The sequence below is a fragment of the Streptomyces sp. NBC_00582 genome, from assembly GCF_036345155.1.
GTDB lineage: Bacteria > Actinomycetota > Actinomycetes > Streptomycetales > Streptomycetaceae > Streptomyces.
On sequence record NZ_CP107772.1, the window covers coordinates 5,708,736 to 5,726,445 of the forward strand.

Here is a 17,710-nt window from a genome sequence, read left to right on the forward strand (position 1 = left end):
CATGGACACCTTTGCTCTGGTCGTGACCATTTGTGTCGCGCTCGGTTTCACGTACACGAACGGCTTCCACGACTCGGCGAACGCGATCGCCACCTCGGTGTCGACGCGGGCGCTCACGCCGCGGGCCGCGCTGGCGATGGCCGCGGTGATGAACCTCGCCGGGGCCTTTCTGGGCAGTGGGGTCGCTCACACCGTCAGCAGTGGCCTGATCGAGACGCCCGAGGGGTCGAAGGGGATGGGGATCCTCTTCGCGGCACTGGTCGGGGCGATCGTCTGGAACCTGGTCACCTGGTACTTCGGGCTCCCCTCGTCGTCCTCGCACGCGTTGTTCGGCGGCATGGTGGGGGCGGCGCTGGCCGGGGGGACCGAGGTCATCTGGTCCGGGGTGCTCGACAAGGTCGTCATTCCGATGTTCGTCTCGCCGGTGGTGGGGCTCCTCGTCGGCTATCTGGTGATGTGCGCCATCCTGTGGATCTTCCGACGGGCCAATCCGCACAAGGCCAAGCGGGGCTTCCGGATAGCACAGACGGTCTCCGCGGCGGCGATGGCGCTGGGGCACGGTCTGCAGGACGCGCAGAAGACGATGGGCGTCGTCGTGATGGCGCTGGTCATCGGGGATGTGCAGGGGGCCGACGACCCGATTCCGGTGTGGGTGAAGGTCGTCTGCGCGGTGATGTTGTCCGCGGGGACGTACGCGGGCGGATGGCGCATCATGCGGACGCTCGGACGGAAGATCATCGAACTGGATCCGCCGCAGGGCTTCGCCGCGGAGACGACCGGCGCGTCGATCATGTTCACCACGGCGTTCCTGTTCAAGGCGCCGATTTCCACGACGCATGTGATCACGTCGGCGATCATGGGCGTGGGAGCCACCAAGCGGGTCAACGCGGTGCGGTGGGGTGTCGCCAAGAACATCGTGCTGGGGTGGTTCATCACGATGCCGGCGGCGGCCCTGGTCGCCGCGGCGAGTTTCTGGGTCGTGAACCTGGCCTTCCTGTAGTCGCCGCGGAACGCGCACGGGCCCGCCCCCTTGGAGGGGGCGGGCCCTTTGCGTCCTCGCGATGGCACCGCCATGCAGCATCGCGAGGGGTCTGTCGGCGGCTCAGCCGAAGCGGCCCGAGATGTAGTCCTCGGTGGCCTGGACCGACGGGTTGGAGAAGATGCGCTCCGTGTCGTCGATCTCGATCAGCTTGCCGGGCTGGCCGACGGCGGCGAGGTTGAAGAAGGCCGTGCGGTCGGAGACACGGGCCGCCTGCTGCATGTTGTGCGTCACGATGACGATCGTGAAGCGCTCCTTCAGCTCGCCGATCAGGTCCTCGATCGCCAGGGTCGAGATGGGGTCCAGGGCCGAGCAGGGCTCGTCCATGAGGAGGACCTTCGGCTCCACCGCGATCGCCCGCGCGATGCACAGACGCTGCTGCTGGCCGCCGGACAGGCCCGAGCCCGGCTTGTTCAGACGGTCCTTGACCTCGTTCCAGAGGTTCGCGCCCTTCAGGGACTTCTCCACGACGTCCGACAGCTCGGACTTCTTGAAGTTGCCGTTGAGGCGCAGCCCCGCCGCCACGTTGTCGAAGATGGACATCGTGGGGAACGGGTTCGGGCGCTGGAAGACCATGCCGACCTCGCGGCGGACCGCCACCGGGTCGACCCCCGGGCCGTACAGGTCCTCGTCGTCGAGCAGGACCTTGCCCTCGACCCGGCCGCCCGACGTCACCTCGTGCATACGGTTCAGCGTGCGCAGGAACGTCGACTTGCCGCAGCCGGAGGGGCCGATGAAGGCCGTCACCGTGCGCGGCTCGACCGTCATCGAGATGTCCTCGATCGCCTTGTGGGTGCCGTAGTAGGCGGTGAGCCCGCTTACATCGATTCGCTTGGACATGGTTGCTACTTCACTTCCGTCTCGGTCGCCGAGCTGTCGGGCCGCGTCAGCGACCGGTCTTCGGGGCCTTCCAGCGGGCGATCGCCCGGGCCACCATGTTGAGGATCATCACGAAGGCGATCAGCGTGAGCGAGGCCGCCCAGGCACGGTCGTACGCCGCCGTGGAACCGGCACTCTGCGAGTACTGCTGGTAGATGTACAGCGGCAGAGACGCCTGCGCACCCTCGAAGGGGTTGTTGTTGATGAAGGGGTTGCCGAAGACCAGCAGCAGGACCGGGGCCGTCTCGCCCGCGATACGGGCGATCGCCAGCATGATGCCGGTGATGATGCCGCCGATCGAGGTGGGGACGACCACCTTCAGAATGGTGCGCCACTTCGGGACGCCGAGCGCGAGGCTCGCCTCACGCAGCTCGTTCGGGACGAGCTTCAGCATCTCCTCGGTCGAGCGGACGACGACCGGCATCATCAGGATCGCCAGCGCGAGGGAGCCCGCGAAGCCGAAGGGCTGCATGTCGAACATCAGCATGAGGCTGAGGATGAACAGGCCCGCGACGATGGACGGGATGCCCGTCATGACGTCGACGAAGAACGTGACCGCCTTGGCCAGGCTCCCGCGGCCGTACTCGACGAGGTAGATCGCCGTCAGGATGCCGATCGGGGCGCCGATCAGGGTGGCGAGGCCCACCTGCTCCAGGGTGCCGATGATCGCGTGGTAGATACCGCCGCCCGGCTCGGAGTCGGCGACCACGCCCATGGAGTGGGTGAGGAAGTAGATGTCCAGGACCTTGACGCCCCGGACGACCGTCGTCCAGATCAGGGAGACCAGCGGGACCACGGCGAGGAGGAAGGCGACCCAGACGAGACCGGTGGCGATGCGGTCCTTCGCCTGGCGGCGGCCCTCGACCCTGGCGGCGATGCCGTACGTGCCGACGAGGAAGACGATGCCCGCGATCAGGCCCCACTGGACCTTGCTGTCGAGGCCGGCCGCCAGGCCGATCCCGACGGCGACCACGACCGACCCGGCGGCGATCGCCCACGGGGACCAGCTCGGGAGGCTCGCGCCGCGCAGGGTGCTGGGGCGCTTGTCGGCGACTGCTGTTGCGTGGCTCATGCGTTGGCCCCCGAGTACTCCTTGCGGCGGGCGATGATCATGCGGGCCGCGCCGTTGACCAGCAGGGTGATGACGAAGAGGACCAGACCCGAGGCGATCAGCGCGTCACGGCCGTACTCGGTCGCCTCGTTGAACTTGCTGGCGATGTTCTGGGCGAAGGTGCCGCCGCCGGGGTTCAGCAGGCTGGCGTGGATGTCGAAGTCCGGGGAGAGGACGGTGGCGACGGCCATCGTCTCGCCGAGCGCGCGGCCGAGGCCGAGCATGGAGGCCGAGATGACACCGGAGCGGCCGAAGGGGATCACCGCCATGCGGATGACCTCCCAGCGGGTGGCGCCGAGCGCCAGGGCCGCCTCCTCGTGCATCTGTGGGACCTGCCGGAAGACCTCGCGGCTGACGTTGGTGATGATCGGCAGGATCATGATCGCCAGGAGGACGCCGACCGTCAGCATGGAGCGCGGCGCGCCCTCGTCCCAGGAGAAGATCCCGGTCCAGCCGAGGTAGTCGTTGAGCCAGCCGAAGAGCCCGTCCATGTGCGGCACCAGGACGAGGGCGCCCCAGAGGCCGTAGACGATGGAGGGGACGGCGGCGAGCAGGTCGATCACGTACGCGATGGGGCCGCTCATGCGGCGCGGGGCGTAGTGCGTGATGAACAGGGCGATCGCCACGGCGATCGGGACCGCGATCGCCATCGCGATGATCGACGACACGATGGTGCCGAAGGCGAGGACCGCGATGCCGAACTTCGGCGGGACGAGGTTGGTGTTCCACTCGAACGTGGTGAGGAAGTTGGCCTCGTCCTTGCTGATGGCGAGGTAGGCGCGGTAGGCCAGGAAGACCGCGATCGCCGCCATGATCACCAGCAGCAGGATGCCCGACCCGCGGGAAAGACCGAGGAAGATCCGGTCGCCGGGTCGGGTGGCGCCGCGGGCCGCACGCTTCTGCTCGGCGCTCGCGGGGGTCGTGGGGGGAGTGGAGTCGTGGGGCGGGGGCGCGTCCTCGGCCCCGCCTGTCTTCTGCGTCGATATGTCCATGGGGATCTCCGGTCTGCGGAGTCGCCGCGGGTGTCGGCGGCTCCGGCGGGGCCGGCCCTCGGGCGGCCCCAGGCGGCGGTGCACCGGACGGGGTGCGGTCCGGTCCGGGTCTCCCCGGTGCCGGACCGCACCTTCAGATCAGCTCAGGCCGTCGATCGTGGTACGGACCTTGGAGATGATCGCGTCGGGGATCGGCGCGTAGTCGATGCCCGAGAGGATGCCCTGGCCCTCGGTGGAGGCGATGTAGGTCAGGAACGCCTTGGTGGCGGGCAGGGTGGCGGCCTTGTTGCCCTTGTCGCAGACGATCTCGTACGTCACCAGGGTGATCGGGTAGGCGCCGTCGGCCTTGGTGGTGTAGTCGAGCTGGAGCGACAGGTCGCTGCCGGTGCCGACGACCTTGGCGGCCGCGACGGCCTTGGTGGCACCGTCGGAGGACGCCGCGACCGGGGCGGAGGCGCCGGTGTCGATCGAGACGACACCGAGGCCGTCCTTGGCGTACGACAGCTCCATGTAGCCGATCGCGCCGTTGGTCTGCTTCACACCCTGGGCGACACCGGAGGAACCGGCGGCGGACTGGCCGCCCTTGGCCTGCCAGGCCTTGCCACCGGAGTACTTCCAGTCGCTCGGGGCGGCGGCGATCAGGTACTTGGTGAAGTTGTCCGTCGTGCCCGACTCGTCGGAGCGGTGGTACGGCTGGATCTTCAGGTCGGGAAGCTTCGCGCTGGGGTTCAGCTTCTTGATCGCGGCGTCGTTCCAGTTGGTGATCCTGCCGTCGAAGATCTTGGCGATCGTGGACGCGTCGAGCACCAGGTTGTCCACGCCGGAGACGTTGTACGCGACGGCGATCGGGCCGGCGACCATCGGGAGGTCGATGCCCTGGCCGCCGGAGCAGACCGACTTGGAGGCGGTGACCTCTTCGGGCTTCAGCGCGGAGTCCGAACCCGCGAAGGCGACCTGGCCCTGGGTGAACGCGGTGACGCCGGCGCCCGAGCCGGAGCCCTTGTAGTTCACCTGGACACCGGAGCAGGCCTGCGTGAAGTTCTTCACCCAGGCGTCGATCGCGTTCTTCTGTGCGGAGGAGCCGTCGGCCAGGAGCTGGCCCTTGGCGTCGTCACACTTGATCGAGCCGGCGGCGGCGGTCGCGGACGAGCTGCTGCTGCTGTTGCCGCTGGAGCCCGTGTCGTCGGAACCGCACGCCGTGAGGGCCAGGGCGCCGGAGACGGCGAGAGCACCGAGGGTGAGGGCCCGCCGGTTCATGCGCTGAAGCTTCACTTGAGGGAGATCCTTCCAGTAGCCGCCGTCCTGAATTCGGCGGCGTGCGAAAGTCATGGGTGGCACGGACGAGGTCGTCGAACCGCGCACCGCACCGGGTAAGGCCGAAATTAGGCAGATGAGGTGAAGGCGCCTACGGGCACGAGTGAACGGCGGGTGAACCCATGGGGAAGGCCCGGTTAGGTCACGGAACGCTTACGTTGAGGACACGGCGGGGTCCCGGGTCAGGCGAGGCGCATGGTGTTCAGGAGGGCGTCGACGAGGTCGCGGTCGCGGGGCTGGGTGAGACGGGTGCGGGCCGTCGTCGGGGGCAGCCACAGGAGGCGGTCTACCTCGTCGTTCGGGCTGAAACCGCCGGACACGGCCTCCGCCGCCCAGTACCGGACCTCCTTGGGCCGCCCGTTCGCGTGGTAGCTGACGGTCGGGAGCGCCGCACCGGGCGCGGCCCTGTACCCCGTCTCCTCCTCGACCTCGCGCAGGGCACCGGCCAGCGGGTCCTCCCCCCGCTTGAGCTTGCCCTTCGGGTGTGACCAGTCGTCGTACTTCGGTCGGTGGACGAGGCACACCTCCAGTTCACCGCCACTCCGCGCGCGGCGCCACAGGACGCAGCCCGCGGCCTGTACGGGGGTCTGCGAGGGGGTCCGGTTCGGGGAACTCACTGGTCCTCACCGCCTGGCTTTCCGACGTTCCGTGGTCCTGGCCCGATGTCTTCCCGGCCGCCTGTCCTCCTGTTTACGGGCTGCTGTCCCGCGCCTTACGGCGAGGTGTCCGTGACGTGCCGACCTCTGCTGTTCTACGACACGATGTCCGCGGCGCGCACCTCGGCACCGTCGCTACGGCGTCCCCACGCTCTGCTTCTGCCAGCAGTGCTGGAACGCGTACCGCGCCGCCTCCACCTCATGCCGCTGGTCGGCGTGCAGCACACCGAGCGCGTACGCGGTGGCCGGCGCGATCCGGGGCGTACGGGCCGCCTGGGCCGCGGCGCCCGCCGCCTCCGACGCGTCCCGGTGCCGGTCGAGGGCCTGGCCCGCGGTGATCAGCCGCACGTCCAAGGGGGCCCCGGCGCCGTGCAGGACCTCGCAGCCGTACCGGTGCAGCCGCAGCAGCAGACGGACCTGGTGCCAGGGGGCGTCCTGGGGGTGTGGGGCCGGGTCCGGGGAGAGGCCGTGGATCAGGGCCTCCGCGTTGTAGGGGCTGCCCGCGGTGAGGAGGGGGAGGGCGGCGACGGCGTCCGCGAGGCGTTCCTCGGCGGCGGCGGCCAGGGGGCGCAGGTCGGTGGCGGTGGCGGCGGGGGTGAGCGGGACCTCGCTGGCCAGCACGGCGACCTGGTCGGCGACCGCGTGGAAGCGGGAGGAGCCGAGGGCCTGGAGGGCGGTGCTGTGGGCGCGGGTGCGGGCGAGGGTGAGCTGGCGGTCGAGGAGGGCGCCTGCCTTGGCGGCGCCGACCGTGAGGTTGCCGCGGTCGGGGGCCGCGAGGGTGGTGCGGGTGGCGGCCGCCGCTCGCTGCGGGACGGATGCCGCCCCGGCGGCGCGACCGCCCGCGGCCGCGCCGGTGTCCGGGGTGCCCGCTGTCTGGGACGGGACCGGCGTCGACCCCGACAGGCGGTGCAGGGCGAGCAGCAGGCGCTCCAGACGGGCCTCGTACGCGTGTTCAAGGGCGAGCGTGCCGGAGAGCCAGGCCAGTTCCGGGCGGATCTTCTCCGACCACTCGGGGTCGAGGAGCGGGCGGAAGGTGTGCAGGCTGCCACTGATGCGGCGGGCCGTGCGGCGCAGGGAGCGCGCCGCGTCGACGGCGGCCTGGACGCCGCCCGCCGCACCGGGGGACGCGGGTCCGGCGGCCGACGCCGCACCCGCCGCCGTACCGCCTCCCGTCTCCCGGTGCAGCCGCAGCGCGCGCAGGAAGTCCGTGGCCTGGGCCCGCAGATAGCCCGCCAGGGCGTCCCCGGTCACAGGACCGGGGACAGAACCGGGGACGGGCCGGGCGGCGGGGTCCGTCAGGTCATGGTGTTGCTGTGCCACGCCGGCGCCTCCGGGCGTCTATGAGCATCTCCTGGACGTTGCGCAGGGGTTGGCCGTCCGGGTCGGTCGCGTGCCGGGTCCACTCGCCGTCCGGACCGAGGTGCCAGGACGCGGTGGAGTCGGACATGCCGGTCTCCAGCAGCCGGTTCAGGGCCGCCCGGTGGGCCGGGTCCACGACCCTGACCATGGCCTCGATACGGCGGTCGAGGTTGCGGTGCATCATGTCGGCGCTGCCGATCCACACCTCGGGCTCGCCGCCGTTGCCGAAGGCGAAGACCCGGGAGTGCTCCAGGAAGCGGCCGAGGATCGAGCGGACCTTGACGTTCTCCGACAGGCCGGGCACGCCCGGGCGCACCGCGCAGATGCCGCGCACCCACACGTCGACGGGCACGCCCGCCTGGCTGGCCCGGTACAGGGAGTCGACCAGGGCCTCGTCGACGATCGAGTTGACCTTGATGCGGACGTACGCCGGACGCCCCGCGCGGTGGTGCTGGATCTCCTTCTCCACCCGGGAGATCAGGCCGTCGCGCAGCGACTTGGGTGCGACGAGGAGACGGCGGTAGGTCTCGCGGCGCGAGTAGCCGGAGAGCCGGTTGAACAGGTCCGAGAGGTCAGCGCCGACCTGCGGGTCCGCAGTGAGCAGCCCGAGGTCCTCGTAGAGCCGGGCCGTCTTCGGGTGGTAGTTGCCGGTGCCCACGTGGCTGTAACGCCGTAGCGTCTCGCCCTCCTGACGGACCACCAGGGACAGCTTGCAGTGCGTCTTCAGGCCGACGAGGCCGTAGACGACATGGCAGCCGGCCTCCTCCAGCTTGCGCGCCCACTTGATGTTGGCGTGCTCGTCGAAGCGGGCCTTGATTTCGACCAGGACGAGGACCTGCTTGCCGGACTCGGCCGCGTCGATCAGCGCGTCCACTATCGGGGAGTCGCCGGAGGTCCGGTACAGGGTCTGCTTGATCGCGAGGACGTCCGGGTCGGCCGCCGCCTGCTCCAGGAACGCCTGCACGGAGGTGGAGAAGCTGTCGTACGGGTGGTGCAGCAGCACGTCGCGGCTGCGCAGCGCGCCGAAGATGTCAGGGGGGGAGGCGGACTCCACCTCGGCGAGGTCACGGTGCGTGCCGGCGATGAACTTCTTGTACTTCAGCTCCGGCCGGTCGAGGCCGTGGATGCGGAAGAGACCGGTGAGGTCGAGCGGGCCGGGCAGCGGGTAGACCTCCGCCTCGGAGATCTTCAGCTCGCGCACCAGCAGGTCGAGCACCTTGCGGTCGATGGACTCCTCGACCTCCAGGCGCACCGGCGGGCCGAACCGGCGCCGCATGAGCTCCTTCTCCAGGGCCTGGAGCAGGTTCTCGGCGTCGTCCTCCTCGACCTCCAGGTCCTCGTTGCGGGTGAGCCGGAACGCGTGGTGCTCCAGCACCTCCATGCCCGGGAACAGCTCCTCCAGATGGGCGCCGATGACGTCCTCGATGGGGACGAACCGGCCCGGGGAGGCCTCCAGGAAGCGGGACAGCAGCGGCGGCACCTTGACGCGCGCGAAGTGGTCGTGACCGCTCACGGGGTTGCGTACGACGACCGCGAGGTTCAGGGAGAGACCCGAGATGTACGGGAACGGGTGCGCGGGGTCGACGGCCAGCGGGGTGAGGACCGGGAAGATCTGGTGCCGGAAGAGCGTGAACAGGCGCGCCTGCTCCTTCTCGGTCAGCTCGTTCCAGCGGACCAGGTGGATGCCCTCCTCCGCGAGCGCGGGGGCGACGTCCTCGTGGTAGGTCGCGGCGTGCCGGGCCATGAGCTCGCGCGAGCGGGCCCAGATCATCTCCAGCACCTCGCGCGGCTGCAGCCCGGACGCGGAGCGGGTCGCCACGCCCGTCGCGATACGGCGCTTCAATCCGGCCACCCGGACCATGAAGAACTCGTCCAGGTTGCTGGCGAAGATGGCGAGGAAGTTCGCCCGTTCGAGCAGCGGTGTGTTCGGGTCCTCGGCGAGTTCGAGCACCCGCTCGTTGAACGCGAGCCAGCTGCGCTCCCGGTCGAGGAAGCGGCCCTGCGGGAGCTGGACCCCGTCGGCCTGCGCTTCCTCGTACGCGTCGAGGTCGGCGTCGATGTCGGGTTCCAGATCGGAGACCGCGGCCGCGACGGTGTGCGGGCGGTGCGCGGCTATGGAGCCCACGGAGGGCTGCGCGTGCTGGACATCGGCCTGAGGGGCGTGTGACTGGCTCATGTACCCATTCTTCCGCGCCAGCAGCGATACGGGCGCGTCAGAACGTGCCGGCGGGAGCAGGGCGGGCTGCCCGTCGGGGTCGTTCCCCTCGGAGGGCGGCGAGGCCTCGGGTACGGCGGGCTTCATTCACCGAGCGTCGCAAGGTCGTCTGAACCGGTGGTTACGGAGACATGGCGTGCGGGATATCGGGGAGCGGCTCGCGGGGGTCGGTGCCGGCGCGGGGGCCGCGGGCGGTGCCGGGGGGCGGGGGTGCGTACGGCCGTCTCCCCCGCGGAGGGACGTACGCACCCCCGGGCTCGGGGTGGCTCAGGCCGTGCGGCGGCGCAGCAGCCAGTGGACGGCGGCGGTGGCGAGGGCGGTGACGGCGAGGAGGATCCCGGTCTCGACCAGGTGGATCGGCCAGTAATGGGACTCGGGGTGGTAGGAGGCGTAGTAGCCGGTGACGCCCAGGTCGTCGAGGCAGCGCCGCGTCTCGGCGGCCCCGCTGTCGCACCGCCAGTACGCGAAGTTCGCGACGGGCCGGCCGTGGACCAGCGCGCCGTTCTCCACCTGCCACGCGCCGTCGGGGATGGAGGGGCCGCCGATCGTCTTCGAGGTGCTGGTCACGGTGGGCCACAGATCCTCGCGGAACTGCGCCAGCGCGAAGCCGAGCGCCCAGGTCACGCCGACGGCGGCGGCGAGGGCGGGCAGCGTGCGGCGGAGCAGGAACGCGCTGAGCGCGCCGACCGCGAGCGCGCAGAGGACGTACGCGACGGCCCCCGGACCGCGGCCGGGGTAGGCGTCGCCCATCCACTGGTAGGACAGCAGATCCTGGTTGTCGGCCCAGATCCAGCTGTACAGCAGGACCAGGCCGCCGGTGCTCGTGGTCAGCACCAGCGCGGGGACGCCGAGCTTGGCGGTGAGCCAGCGCAGGGGCGTGACGCCCTGCGTCCACGCGAGGTGCGCGGTGCCGTTCTCCAGCTCGCGGCCGATCAGCGCGCCGCCGGCGAAGGCGGCCACGGCGAGGAAGGAGTACCTGAGGAACAGGCCGATCAGGCTCATGCCGTTCTCGAAGCCCCTGCCTCCGGTGATCGTCATGCCGCACAGGCGCCGGCCCGCGCCGCCGCAGGCCTCCAGCGCCGCGCGCTCGTCGCCGGCGGCGACCGTGCCCAGCCACACCAGGCAGCCGCCCGCGCCCACGACGACGAGCGTCCAGACGACGAGCGCGGTGCGGTGAAGCCGCAGGACCGTGCGGACGGTGCCCCAGGAGACGCCATGGCCCGAGGCCTCGGCGGAGGCCTGCGGGGCGCTGGGCCTCGGGTGGACTACGACGGTCATACGGCGGCCTCCTGGGCGGGGGACGGGGAGAGATCGGCGGGGGCGGGGCGCCGGGGTGAGCCGGGCGGGCCCGGTGTGTGTGGGGAGGGGGAGAGATGGGCGGGGGTGGGGCGCCGGGGCGGGCCGGGTGAGCCGGGTGTGCGTGGGGACGGGGAGAGAGCGGCTGGGGTGGGGCGCCGGGGCGGGCCGGGTGTGTGGGGGGAGGGGGAGAGAGGGGCGGGGGCGGGGCGCCGGGGCGGGCCGGGTGTGTGGGGGGAGGGGGAGAGAGGGGCGGGGCGTGGCGCCCGGGCGGCCCGGGTATGCGGGGGCGGGGTCACGCCAGGGCCACGCGGTGCCGGGGACCGACCGGCTCCCGGAAAATTTGTGGGCCGGATCGTGAACCGATCGGCGGGGCCGGACCGATGAGGGGTTGTGAGCGAAACGAGAAGCGACGGGGATCTGCTGCGGGCCATCGCGGCGGACGCGGACCGTCACGCCTTCGAGGAGCTGTACCGGCGGTACGCGCCGTGGCTGACCGCGCGGATGCGCGGCCGCTGCGCCGACGCCGGGATAGTCGACGACGTCGTACAGGAGACGTTCCTCGCGGTGTGGCGGGGCAGCGCCCACTACCGCGAGGAGGGCGACGTGGCGGGCTGGCTGTGGCGCATCGCCGCCCGCCGGCTGGTCGACGCCCTGCGCGGCGACGGCGCCCGCGGCCGGTTGCGCCAGGCCCTGTCGCGCCTGCGCCACCGCGACGAGGTCTCGGCGGAGGAGCGCGTGCTCGCGGGGGTGGAGCACGGCGATCTCGCCGGGGCCCTCACCCGCCTCTCGCCGGAGTTGCGGGCCGTCCTGCAGGCCACCGTCATCGACGGGCTCACCACCAGGGAGGCCGCGGTCCTGCTCGGCATCCCGCCCGGCACGGTCAAGACGCGGGCCCTGCGCGCCCGCAAGCAACTGCGGGAGGCGCTGGCATGAGGCGGATCGTGGACGGGTCGCGCGTCGGCCGCGCACCCCGGCGGCGTACCGGCCGCACCGGCTGTGCGGCCCCGCGCCGCTACGCGCAGACGGAGGCCGCCGCCCGCGCGGGAGACCGTGCGCGATGGCACCGCGCCGAGCAGCCGGGCACGCACGCGGCAGCGGCCGACGGCTCGTACGCCGCTGCTGCCGACACCCATCCGGGCGTGGGCAGCGACGGCTCGTACGCCGCTGCTGCCGACGCCCACCCGGGCGTGGGCATCGAAGAGCACCAGCCGAGGGAGGCACAGGCATGAGCGAGGGAGGCACAGGCATGACGTGGCATGTGGCGGAGGAGGATCTGCGCGCCTACGCCCTCGGCGAGCTGGCGCCGCCCCTGCTGTGGTCCGCCGACACGCACCTCACCCGGTGCGCCGAGTGCAGGGCCCGGCTCGCGGCCGCTGCCGACCCGGTGGCGCTGGACGCCGCCTGGGAGCGGCTGGACGCCGAACTGGACGCGCCCCGGCCGAGCCCGACCGAGCGGCTGCTGGTGCGCATCGGCGTGGCCGACCACACCGCGCGGCTGCTGACGGCCACCCCGGTCCTGCGCCGCTCCTGGCTGCTGTCGGTGCTGTTCCTGCTGGTCATGACGGTCCTGGCGGTGCGGGTCGCGGATGTGCCCGCGCTGTTCCTCGCCCTCGCGCCGCTGCTCCCGCTGGCCGGCGTCGCCCTGTCCTACGGCCCCGCCCTCGACCCGACGTACGAGATGGCCGTCGTCGCCCCGCTGCACGGCTTCCGCCTGCTGATGATCCGCACGGTCGCGGTCCTCACCGCGGGCCTCGCCCTCAACGGCCTGGCGACGCTCGCCCTGCCGGGGTACGGGCTGATGGCGCTGGCCTGGCTGCTGCCCGCGCTCGCCCTGACCACCACGGGCCTCGCGCTCTCCGCCCGGCTGGGCCCGGTCCTCGCGCCCGCCCTGGTCGGCGGCGCCTGGCTGACCCTGCTGCTCGTGGCGCACGCCCAGGCGCAGAGCCCCACCAGCACCCTCGCCCCCTTCACCGCCGTCGGCCAGTCCGCCGCGGCCGGGGTGACGGTCCTCGCCGCCCTGCTGCTCTACCGGACCCGGGACCGCTTCGACGCCCGTCCGCTGGCCGGCTTCGCGGACGGAGGCACGGCATGACCCGCCGGGAGGACCCCGCTCCTCCGCAGCCCCTTCTCTCCCTCCTTCCAGGCGGCAGGCGCCTTCATTCGCCCCACCCGGACGGCAGGCGCGGCCCGACACCGCCCCGTCCCTCGCCCCCCGCCCCGCCTTCCCACCGCACTCTCAGGAGCCCCGCGTGACGATCGACCCCCTGACCGAGCCCAGCACTCTGCGGGCCGACGGGCTGGCGCTGCGTTTCGGCGGCACCCGTGCCCTCGACGGCGTCTCCCTGCGGCTGACGCGCGGTGTCACCGGGCTGCTCGGTCCCAACGGCGCCGGAAAGACGACGCTGCTGCGGGTGCTGGCCACGGCCGTACCGGCCGACGAGGGCCGGTTCACCGCCCTCGGCCATGACCCCCGCACCGCCGCCGGCCGGCTCGCCCTGCGCCGCGATCTCGGCTACCTCCCCCAGACCCCCGGCTTCCACCCGGACTTCACCGCCTTCGAGTTCGTCGACTACGTGGCGATCCTCAAGGAGCTGACCGACCGAGGAGCCCGCCACCGCGAGGTGCGCCGCGTCCTGGACGCCGTCGACCTCTCGGAGGTGCGCGGCAAGCGCCTCAAGCGGCTCTCCGGCGGGATGCGGCAGCGCGTCGCCCTCGCCGCCGCGCTGGTCGGCGACCCCGGTTTCCTCGTCCTGGACGAGCCGACCGTCGGCCTGGACCCCGAGCAGCGCATGCGCTTCCGGGAACTGATCGCCCAGGCGGGCGAGGGGCGCACGGTCCTGCTGTCCACGCATCAGACGGAGGACGTGGCGATGCTCTGCCACCGCGTCATCGTCCTGGCCCGGGGCCGCGTCCGCTTCGAGGGCACCCCCGCCGAGCTGACGTCCCGCGCGCAGGGCCGGGTCTGGAGCAGCACGGAACGCCATCCCGGCGCGCTGGCGGGCTGGCGCACCGGCCTGGGCACCTTCCGCAACATCGGCGACCCGCCCGCCGGAGCCGACCTGCTCGAACCCACCCTGGAGGACGGCTATCTCCTCGCCCTGGACGGCGAGAGCGCGGAGGTGACGGCATGAGCCGCCCCCCGGCCACCCCGGCTCCCCCGGAGACCCCGACCGGCCCTGCGGCCATCCCGCTCGACGAGCCGCCCGCCACCGACTCCGGACAGCCGGGCGAGGGCAACCGTCTGCGCGCGGTCCTCGCCCTGGCCCGCTTCGAGGTCCGCGAGCTGCTGTTCCAGATCCAGATCGTGTTCTTCTTCCTGCTCTACCTGGGTCTGGTCGTCGTGGGCCTGATCCCCCGGGACGGCATGGACGCCTACCCCGTCCTCAACACCGTCGACCGGGGCACCCAGTCCGCGCCGCTGCTGTTCGCGATCTCCGTCCTCGTCTGCACCAACGCGGCCGCGCTGCGCTCGCGGAAGCACTCCACGGTCCAGCAGTTCGACGTGCTCCCCGTGGAGCCCTGGCGGCGCACGCTCGCCCATGTGCTCTCGGTGGTCCCGTTCGCGGCGCTCACTGGGCTCGTGGCCGTCGGCGCGTACACCTGGGAGGCGCTGAAGCCCGGCGCGATCGGCCATGGCTCGGTCGGGGAGCTGGCCGTCGCCCCGCTGACGGTCCTGCTGGCCGGAGCCACGGGCGTCCTGCTGGCCCGCGTCGTGCCCACCCCCTTCGCGCCCATACTGTTCGTGATCGCCTACTACCTGGTCTTTTTCATGGTCGCCTCCGGCACCGAGGGCGAGTGGCCGAGCTGGCTCTCGCCGGTCATGTACGCCAACATCGGCGGCGATCCCGTCCCCTCCGACCTCCTCGGCCGCCCCGCCACCGCGCACGCCGTGTACCTGCTGGGCCTGTGCGGGATCGTGATCTGTGCGGCACTGCTGCGCGCCGGTGGGCGGACCCGGGCCGTCAAGACGGCGACCGCGCTCGCCCTCGCCACCACCGTGGCCGGCGCGATCGGACAACTGCCGTACGACTCGGCGGAGCTGGCGGCAGCTCGCAGAACGGCGACCGAGACGCCGGAGAAGGTCCAGTCCTGCGTCGAGCGCGACGGCTCGACGTACTGCTCCTTCCCCGAGTGGAACGGCGTACGGCCCGGATGGGCCGAGGTCGTGGGCCGCGTGCAGGCCCTGGCGGGCGGTGCGGCGGCGAAGGCCTCGCTGACCGTCCGCCAGCGCGTCGACACCGGCTCGGGTGTCGAGACCGACTCCTACCTCGTGCCCTTGAGCGCCGCCCACCAGGTCACCGTCGGCACCCGCTGGGGCGGTAACCGCGTCCCCGAGTTCGCGGTCGGTGTGGCCACGGTCCTGGTGATGGGCTCGGAGGAGGCGGCGGTCGAGCGGGAGATGTGCGACGCCCGACCGGTGACGGTCATGTGGCTGGCCCTCGGGGCCGACCGCGATCCGTCGGCCACCTTCCAGGACCTGCGGGTGGACGACAGCACCGAGGGCGGCGGGACGGTTCTGGCCCCCACGAACCCCCTGAATGTGACGGCCGACCAGAGCACGGTCGTCCGGGAACTCCTCGACCGACCCAGGGCCGAGATCACGGCCCGGGTGAAGGCCCACTGGGCGGAGCTCACCTCGGCCCGGACGACGACGGCGGAGGCCGCGAAGCTGCTGGGGGTTCCCGTGCCGAAGGAGGCGGAGCAGTGCGACGAGTAGAGGAGACACCGGCGGTGGAAGCCACCGAAACAGCGGGAACGAGGAGCGTCAGAGCGGCCCAGCTCCGCTCGCTGGTCGTACCGGTGTGGCGCACCCTGCCCCGGCGGGCGCTGACGGCCGCCGGCGCGGTGGGCCTGCTGCTCGCGGCGAGCACCCGGCTCCCGGACCACGCCCCGGACACCGAACTGGGCCTGTTCGTCCTGCGTCTCACGGCATTCGCCGGCGCCCTGGGCCTGGCGTTCCTCCTGGACGACCCGGCCCGCAACACCAGCGCGACCACCCCGATGGCCCGCCCGGCCCGCACGGTCCTCCGGCTGGCGATGGTGATCCCCCTGACCGTCCTCTGGTGGACGACGGCCCTGCTCCTGATACCGTCCCCGACCCGCCCCCCGCTCCTCCCGGTCACCCTGCAAGCGGCGGCCATGATCGCGGCGGCCCTCGCGCTCGCCACGGCCGCCGTCCGCTTCACGGACTCCCCCGAGGTGGGCCGGAGCACGGCGACATGCCTGCTCACGGCCGCCGTGGTGGCGGTCCTGACCCCCAACCGCTGGGGGCTGCTGGCCACTCCGGGCGACCCCTGGTGGGAGCCGACGCAGCTGCGATGGGCGGCGGTGCTCGGGGTGACGCTGGCGGTGGGCGCGTGGTGGACGCCGGAGCCGCTCGGGCCGGGGCGGGGGTTCAGGCGGCCAGGGTTCCCTGGTGGAAGTAGAGCCGCCAGCCCGTCGCGGTGAGACGCCACAGGGAGCTCCGCCACACCCGGCGGCCCTCGTGGTCGGAGAAGTAGGTGAGGTGGACGAGGCCGGGGGCGAGGACGGTCCCGGTCATGTCACTGACCTCGACCGGCGAGGTGGCGGAGATGCCGCCGCCACCGGTCACGGTGAGGATCGTCTCCACGTCCCACCAGCGCCCGGAGGCGCCGATCTCCCTGAACTCCGGGTCCAGCAGCTCCAGCACCCGCTCGGTGGAGGCCCGCACCTCGGGCTCGAGCAGCCTCAACTCGCCGTCGACGGCGGCCTGCACGGCCTGTTCTTGATCGTCCATCATGCGAGCACCTTAGGCAGCCCGGTGACGGCGCCTCACGTCTCCGTCCGGTACATGAGGTCCGTCTCGTGCGTGGCGAACCCCAACCCCTCGTAGACCGCCACCGCCGCCTTGTTGTCGGCGTCGACGTACAGCATGGCCGTGGGCAGCCCCTGCGCCGCGAGATGCCGCAGGCCGATCGTGGTGAGGGACTTGCCGAGGCCGCCGCCCTGGGCGCCCGGGGCGACGCCGAGGACGTACACCTCACCGAGCTGTTCCTCCGCGTGGACCTTGGTCCAGTGGAAGCCGATGAGTTCCTCGCCGCGGAAGGCGAGGAAGAAGCCGGCGGGGTCGAACCAGGCCTGTGCCTTGCGGTCGTCGAGGTCGCGCTGGACGAGGGAGCCCTGCTCGGGGTGGTGCGCGAAGGACGCGGAGTTGACGGCGAGCCAGGCGGCGTCGTCCCGGCCGGGCTCGAAGGTGCGGACGATGACCCCCTCGGGCAGCACCGGGTCGGGCAGCGCCAGGTCGGTCAACGGCCTGCGCATCTGGCGCAGTTCGCGGAAGAGGGTCAGCCCGAGGACCTGGGCGAGATGGCGGGCGGCGGAATGCCCGCCGTGGGCCCAGACCCGCAGCCGCTTGCCGGAGGCGGCGAGCAGGGCGGCACCGAGGGCGCGGCCGTGTCCATGGCCGCGGTGGGAGGGGTGGACGACCAGTTCGGCGGCCGGCGCCTCGATCGGGTCGGTGTCCTCCAACTGGGCGTAGCCGACGAGTTCGCCGCCGACGGTGAGGACCAGATGGGAGACGCCTTCGCGGGGACCTCCCCGCAGCTGAAGCCGGCCCTGCTCGGACACCGCCTGCTGGCCGTCCGCGCGGGCGGCCTCCGCGAGCAGGTCGAGGACGGCATCGGTCTGTTCGGGGGAGAGCTCGGTGAGGGTCTCGATGGATCGGGAGCCGTGGGGCCGTGCGATGTCGTCGCTGGTCATGCGTACGAGGGTAAGGGGAGGGCGCCGCAAAGTGGGGGCAAAGGGGAGGGCAAAGGGAAACCAGGATGTAACCCGTAACCCCCTGTCGCGCTACGCGCGTTGACTCTAGGCTGCGCCGGACGGGCC

The 17,710-nt window shown here is 72.2% G+C and carries 17 protein-coding genes; 7 read left to right on the forward strand and 10 right to left on the reverse strand.

The window, feature by feature from the left end:
- Window position 1 precedes the first annotated feature (1 nt).
- Window positions 2–1,000: an inorganic phosphate transporter gene (locus OG852_RS25505; RefSeq protein ID WP_133911874.1), complete on the forward strand. Its 999-nt coding sequence runs from the start codon at window positions 2–4 to the stop codon at window positions 998–1,000.
- A 102-nt stretch (window positions 1,001–1,102) separates the two neighbouring features.
- On the opposite strand, the gene pstB is transcribed toward OG852_RS25505, so the two are convergent.
- From pstB to OG852_RS25545, 8 genes are all read right to left on the reverse strand, one after another.
- Window positions 1,103–1,879 carry a phosphate ABC transporter ATP-binding protein PstB gene (gene pstB / locus OG852_RS25510; RefSeq protein ID WP_133911875.1) on the reverse strand — a complete coding sequence of 259 codons (777 nt, stop codon included), beginning with the start codon at window positions 1,877–1,879 and terminating at the stop codon, window positions 1,103–1,105.
- Between the two features lie 46 nt (window positions 1,880–1,925).
- Entirely contained in the window at window positions 1,926–2,990 is a 1,065-nt protein-coding gene (gene pstA, locus OG852_RS25515) for a phosphate ABC transporter permease PstA (RefSeq protein WP_133911876.1), read from the reverse strand.
- The gene (pstC, locus tag OG852_RS25520; RefSeq protein ID WP_133911877.1) at window positions 2,987–4,021 is read right to left on the reverse strand and encodes a phosphate ABC transporter permease subunit PstC; all 1,035 of its coding nucleotides are present in this window, start codon (window positions 4,019–4,021) and stop codon (window positions 2,987–2,989) included. Before pstC ends, pstA begins: the two co-directional genes overlap by 4 nt.
- 138 nt (window positions 4,022–4,159) lie before the next feature.
- Entirely contained in the window at window positions 4,160–5,293 is a 1,134-nt protein-coding gene (gene pstS, locus OG852_RS25525; protein WP_330349044.1) for a phosphate ABC transporter substrate-binding protein PstS, read from the reverse strand.
- 224 nt (window positions 5,294–5,517) lie between these two features.
- Window positions 5,518–5,952, reverse strand: a complete 435-nt coding sequence (locus OG852_RS25530; RefSeq protein ID WP_133911879.1) for an NUDIX hydrolase — start codon at window positions 5,950–5,952, stop codon at window positions 5,518–5,520.
- 174 nt (window positions 5,953–6,126) lie between these two features.
- Complete coding sequence (locus tag OG852_RS25535; protein WP_330349045.1) at window positions 6,127–7,311, reverse strand: CHAD domain-containing protein; 1,185 nt, start codon at window positions 7,309–7,311, stop codon at window positions 6,127–6,129.
- Window positions 7,292–9,652 carry an RNA degradosome polyphosphate kinase gene (locus OG852_RS25540; protein ID WP_443064562.1) on the reverse strand — a complete coding sequence of 787 codons (2,361 nt, stop codon included), beginning with the start codon at window positions 9,650–9,652 and terminating at the stop codon, window positions 7,292–7,294. Before OG852_RS25540 ends, OG852_RS25535 begins: the two co-directional genes overlap by 20 nt.
- Before the next feature lie 180 nt (window positions 9,653–9,832).
- The gene (locus OG852_RS25545) at window positions 9,833–10,843 is read right to left on the reverse strand and encodes a hypothetical protein (protein WP_330349046.1); all 1,011 of its coding nucleotides are present in this window, start codon (window positions 10,841–10,843) and stop codon (window positions 9,833–9,835) included.
- A gap of 411 nt (window positions 10,844–11,254) precedes the next feature.
- Between OG852_RS25545 and OG852_RS25550 the strand changes: the two genes are divergently transcribed.
- The 6 genes from OG852_RS25550 (at window position 11,255) to OG852_RS25575 (ending at window position 16,312) form a co-directional block, all read left to right on the forward strand.
- On the forward strand, window positions 11,255–11,797 hold the full coding sequence (locus tag OG852_RS25550) for an RNA polymerase sigma factor (protein ID WP_133911883.1): 543 nt from the start codon (window positions 11,255–11,257) through the stop codon (window positions 11,795–11,797).
- On the forward strand, window positions 11,794–12,093 hold the full coding sequence (locus OG852_RS25555) for a hypothetical protein (RefSeq protein ID WP_133911884.1): 300 nt from the start codon (window positions 11,794–11,796) through the stop codon (window positions 12,091–12,093). Before OG852_RS25550 ends, OG852_RS25555 begins: the two co-directional genes overlap by 4 nt.
- Before the next feature lie 17 nt (window positions 12,094–12,110).
- A complete protein-coding gene (locus OG852_RS25560; RefSeq protein WP_133911885.1) occupies window positions 12,111–12,956 on the forward strand; it encodes a zf-HC2 domain-containing protein in 846 nt (281 codons plus the stop codon).
- A gap of 157 nt (window positions 12,957–13,113) precedes the next feature.
- Entirely contained in the window at window positions 13,114–13,995 is an 882-nt protein-coding gene (locus tag OG852_RS25565) for an ABC transporter ATP-binding protein (RefSeq protein ID WP_330349047.1), read from the forward strand.
- Window positions 13,992–15,581 (forward strand): ABC transporter permease, encoded by a 1,590-nt coding sequence (locus tag OG852_RS25570; RefSeq protein WP_330349048.1) that lies wholly within the window; start codon window positions 13,992–13,994, stop codon window positions 15,579–15,581. Before OG852_RS25565 ends, OG852_RS25570 begins: the two co-directional genes overlap by 4 nt.
- Window positions 15,569–16,312, forward strand: coding sequence for an ABC transporter (locus OG852_RS25575; protein WP_330349049.1), 744 nt, complete (start codon window positions 15,569–15,571; stop codon window positions 16,310–16,312). Before OG852_RS25570 ends, OG852_RS25575 begins: the two co-directional genes overlap by 13 nt.
- On the opposite strand, the gene OG852_RS25580 is transcribed toward OG852_RS25575, so the two are convergent.
- Both OG852_RS25580 and mshD read right to left on the reverse strand, forming a co-directional pair.
- Entirely contained in the window at window positions 16,260–16,625 is a 366-nt protein-coding gene (locus tag OG852_RS25580; RefSeq protein ID WP_133911887.1) for a nuclear transport factor 2 family protein, read from the reverse strand. The genes OG852_RS25575 and OG852_RS25580 overlap by 53 nt on opposite strands.
- Before the next feature lie 32 nt (window positions 16,626–16,657).
- Window positions 16,658–17,584 carry a mycothiol synthase gene (mshD, locus tag OG852_RS25585; protein ID WP_330349050.1) on the reverse strand — a complete coding sequence of 309 codons (927 nt, stop codon included), beginning with the start codon at window positions 17,582–17,584 and terminating at the stop codon, window positions 16,658–16,660.
- Between the last annotated feature and the right edge of the window lie 126 nt (window positions 17,585–17,710).

Coding starts and splice junctions, on each gene's coding strand:
- pstC (WP_133911877.1), bottom strand. CDS start 4,021: ATGGACATATCGACGCAGAAGACAGGCGGGGCCGAGGACGCGCCCCCG.
- OG852_RS25580 (WP_133911887.1), bottom strand. CDS start 16,625: ATGATGGACGATCAAGAACAGGCCGTGCAGGCCGCCGTCGACGGCGAG.
- pstB (WP_133911875.1), bottom strand. CDS start 1,879: ATGTCCAAGCGAATCGATGTAAGCGGGCTCACCGCCTACTACGGCACC.
- OG852_RS25545 (WP_330349046.1), bottom strand. CDS start 10,843: ATGACCGTCGTAGTCCACCCGAGGCCCAGCGCCCCGCAGGCCTCCGCC.
- OG852_RS25555 (WP_133911884.1), top strand. CDS start 11,794: ATGAGGCGGATCGTGGACGGGTCGCGCGTCGGCCGCGCACCCCGGCGG.
- OG852_RS25570 (WP_330349048.1), top strand. CDS start 13,992: ATGAGCCGCCCCCCGGCCACCCCGGCTCCCCCGGAGACCCCGACCGGC.
- pstA (WP_133911876.1), bottom strand. CDS start 2,990: ATGAGCCACGCAACAGCAGTCGCCGACAAGCGCCCCAGCACCCTGCGC.
- OG852_RS25560 (WP_133911885.1), top strand. CDS start 12,111: ATGACGTGGCATGTGGCGGAGGAGGATCTGCGCGCCTACGCCCTCGGC.
- mshD (WP_330349050.1), bottom strand. CDS start 17,584: ATGACCAGCGACGACATCGCACGGCCCCACGGCTCCCGATCCATCGAG.
- OG852_RS25505 (WP_133911874.1), top strand. CDS start 2: ATGGACACCTTTGCTCTGGTCGTGACCATTTGTGTCGCGCTCGGTTTC.
- OG852_RS25540 (WP_443064562.1), bottom strand. CDS start 9,652: ATGAAGCCCGCCGTACCCGAGGCCTCGCCGCCCTCCGAGGGGAACGAC.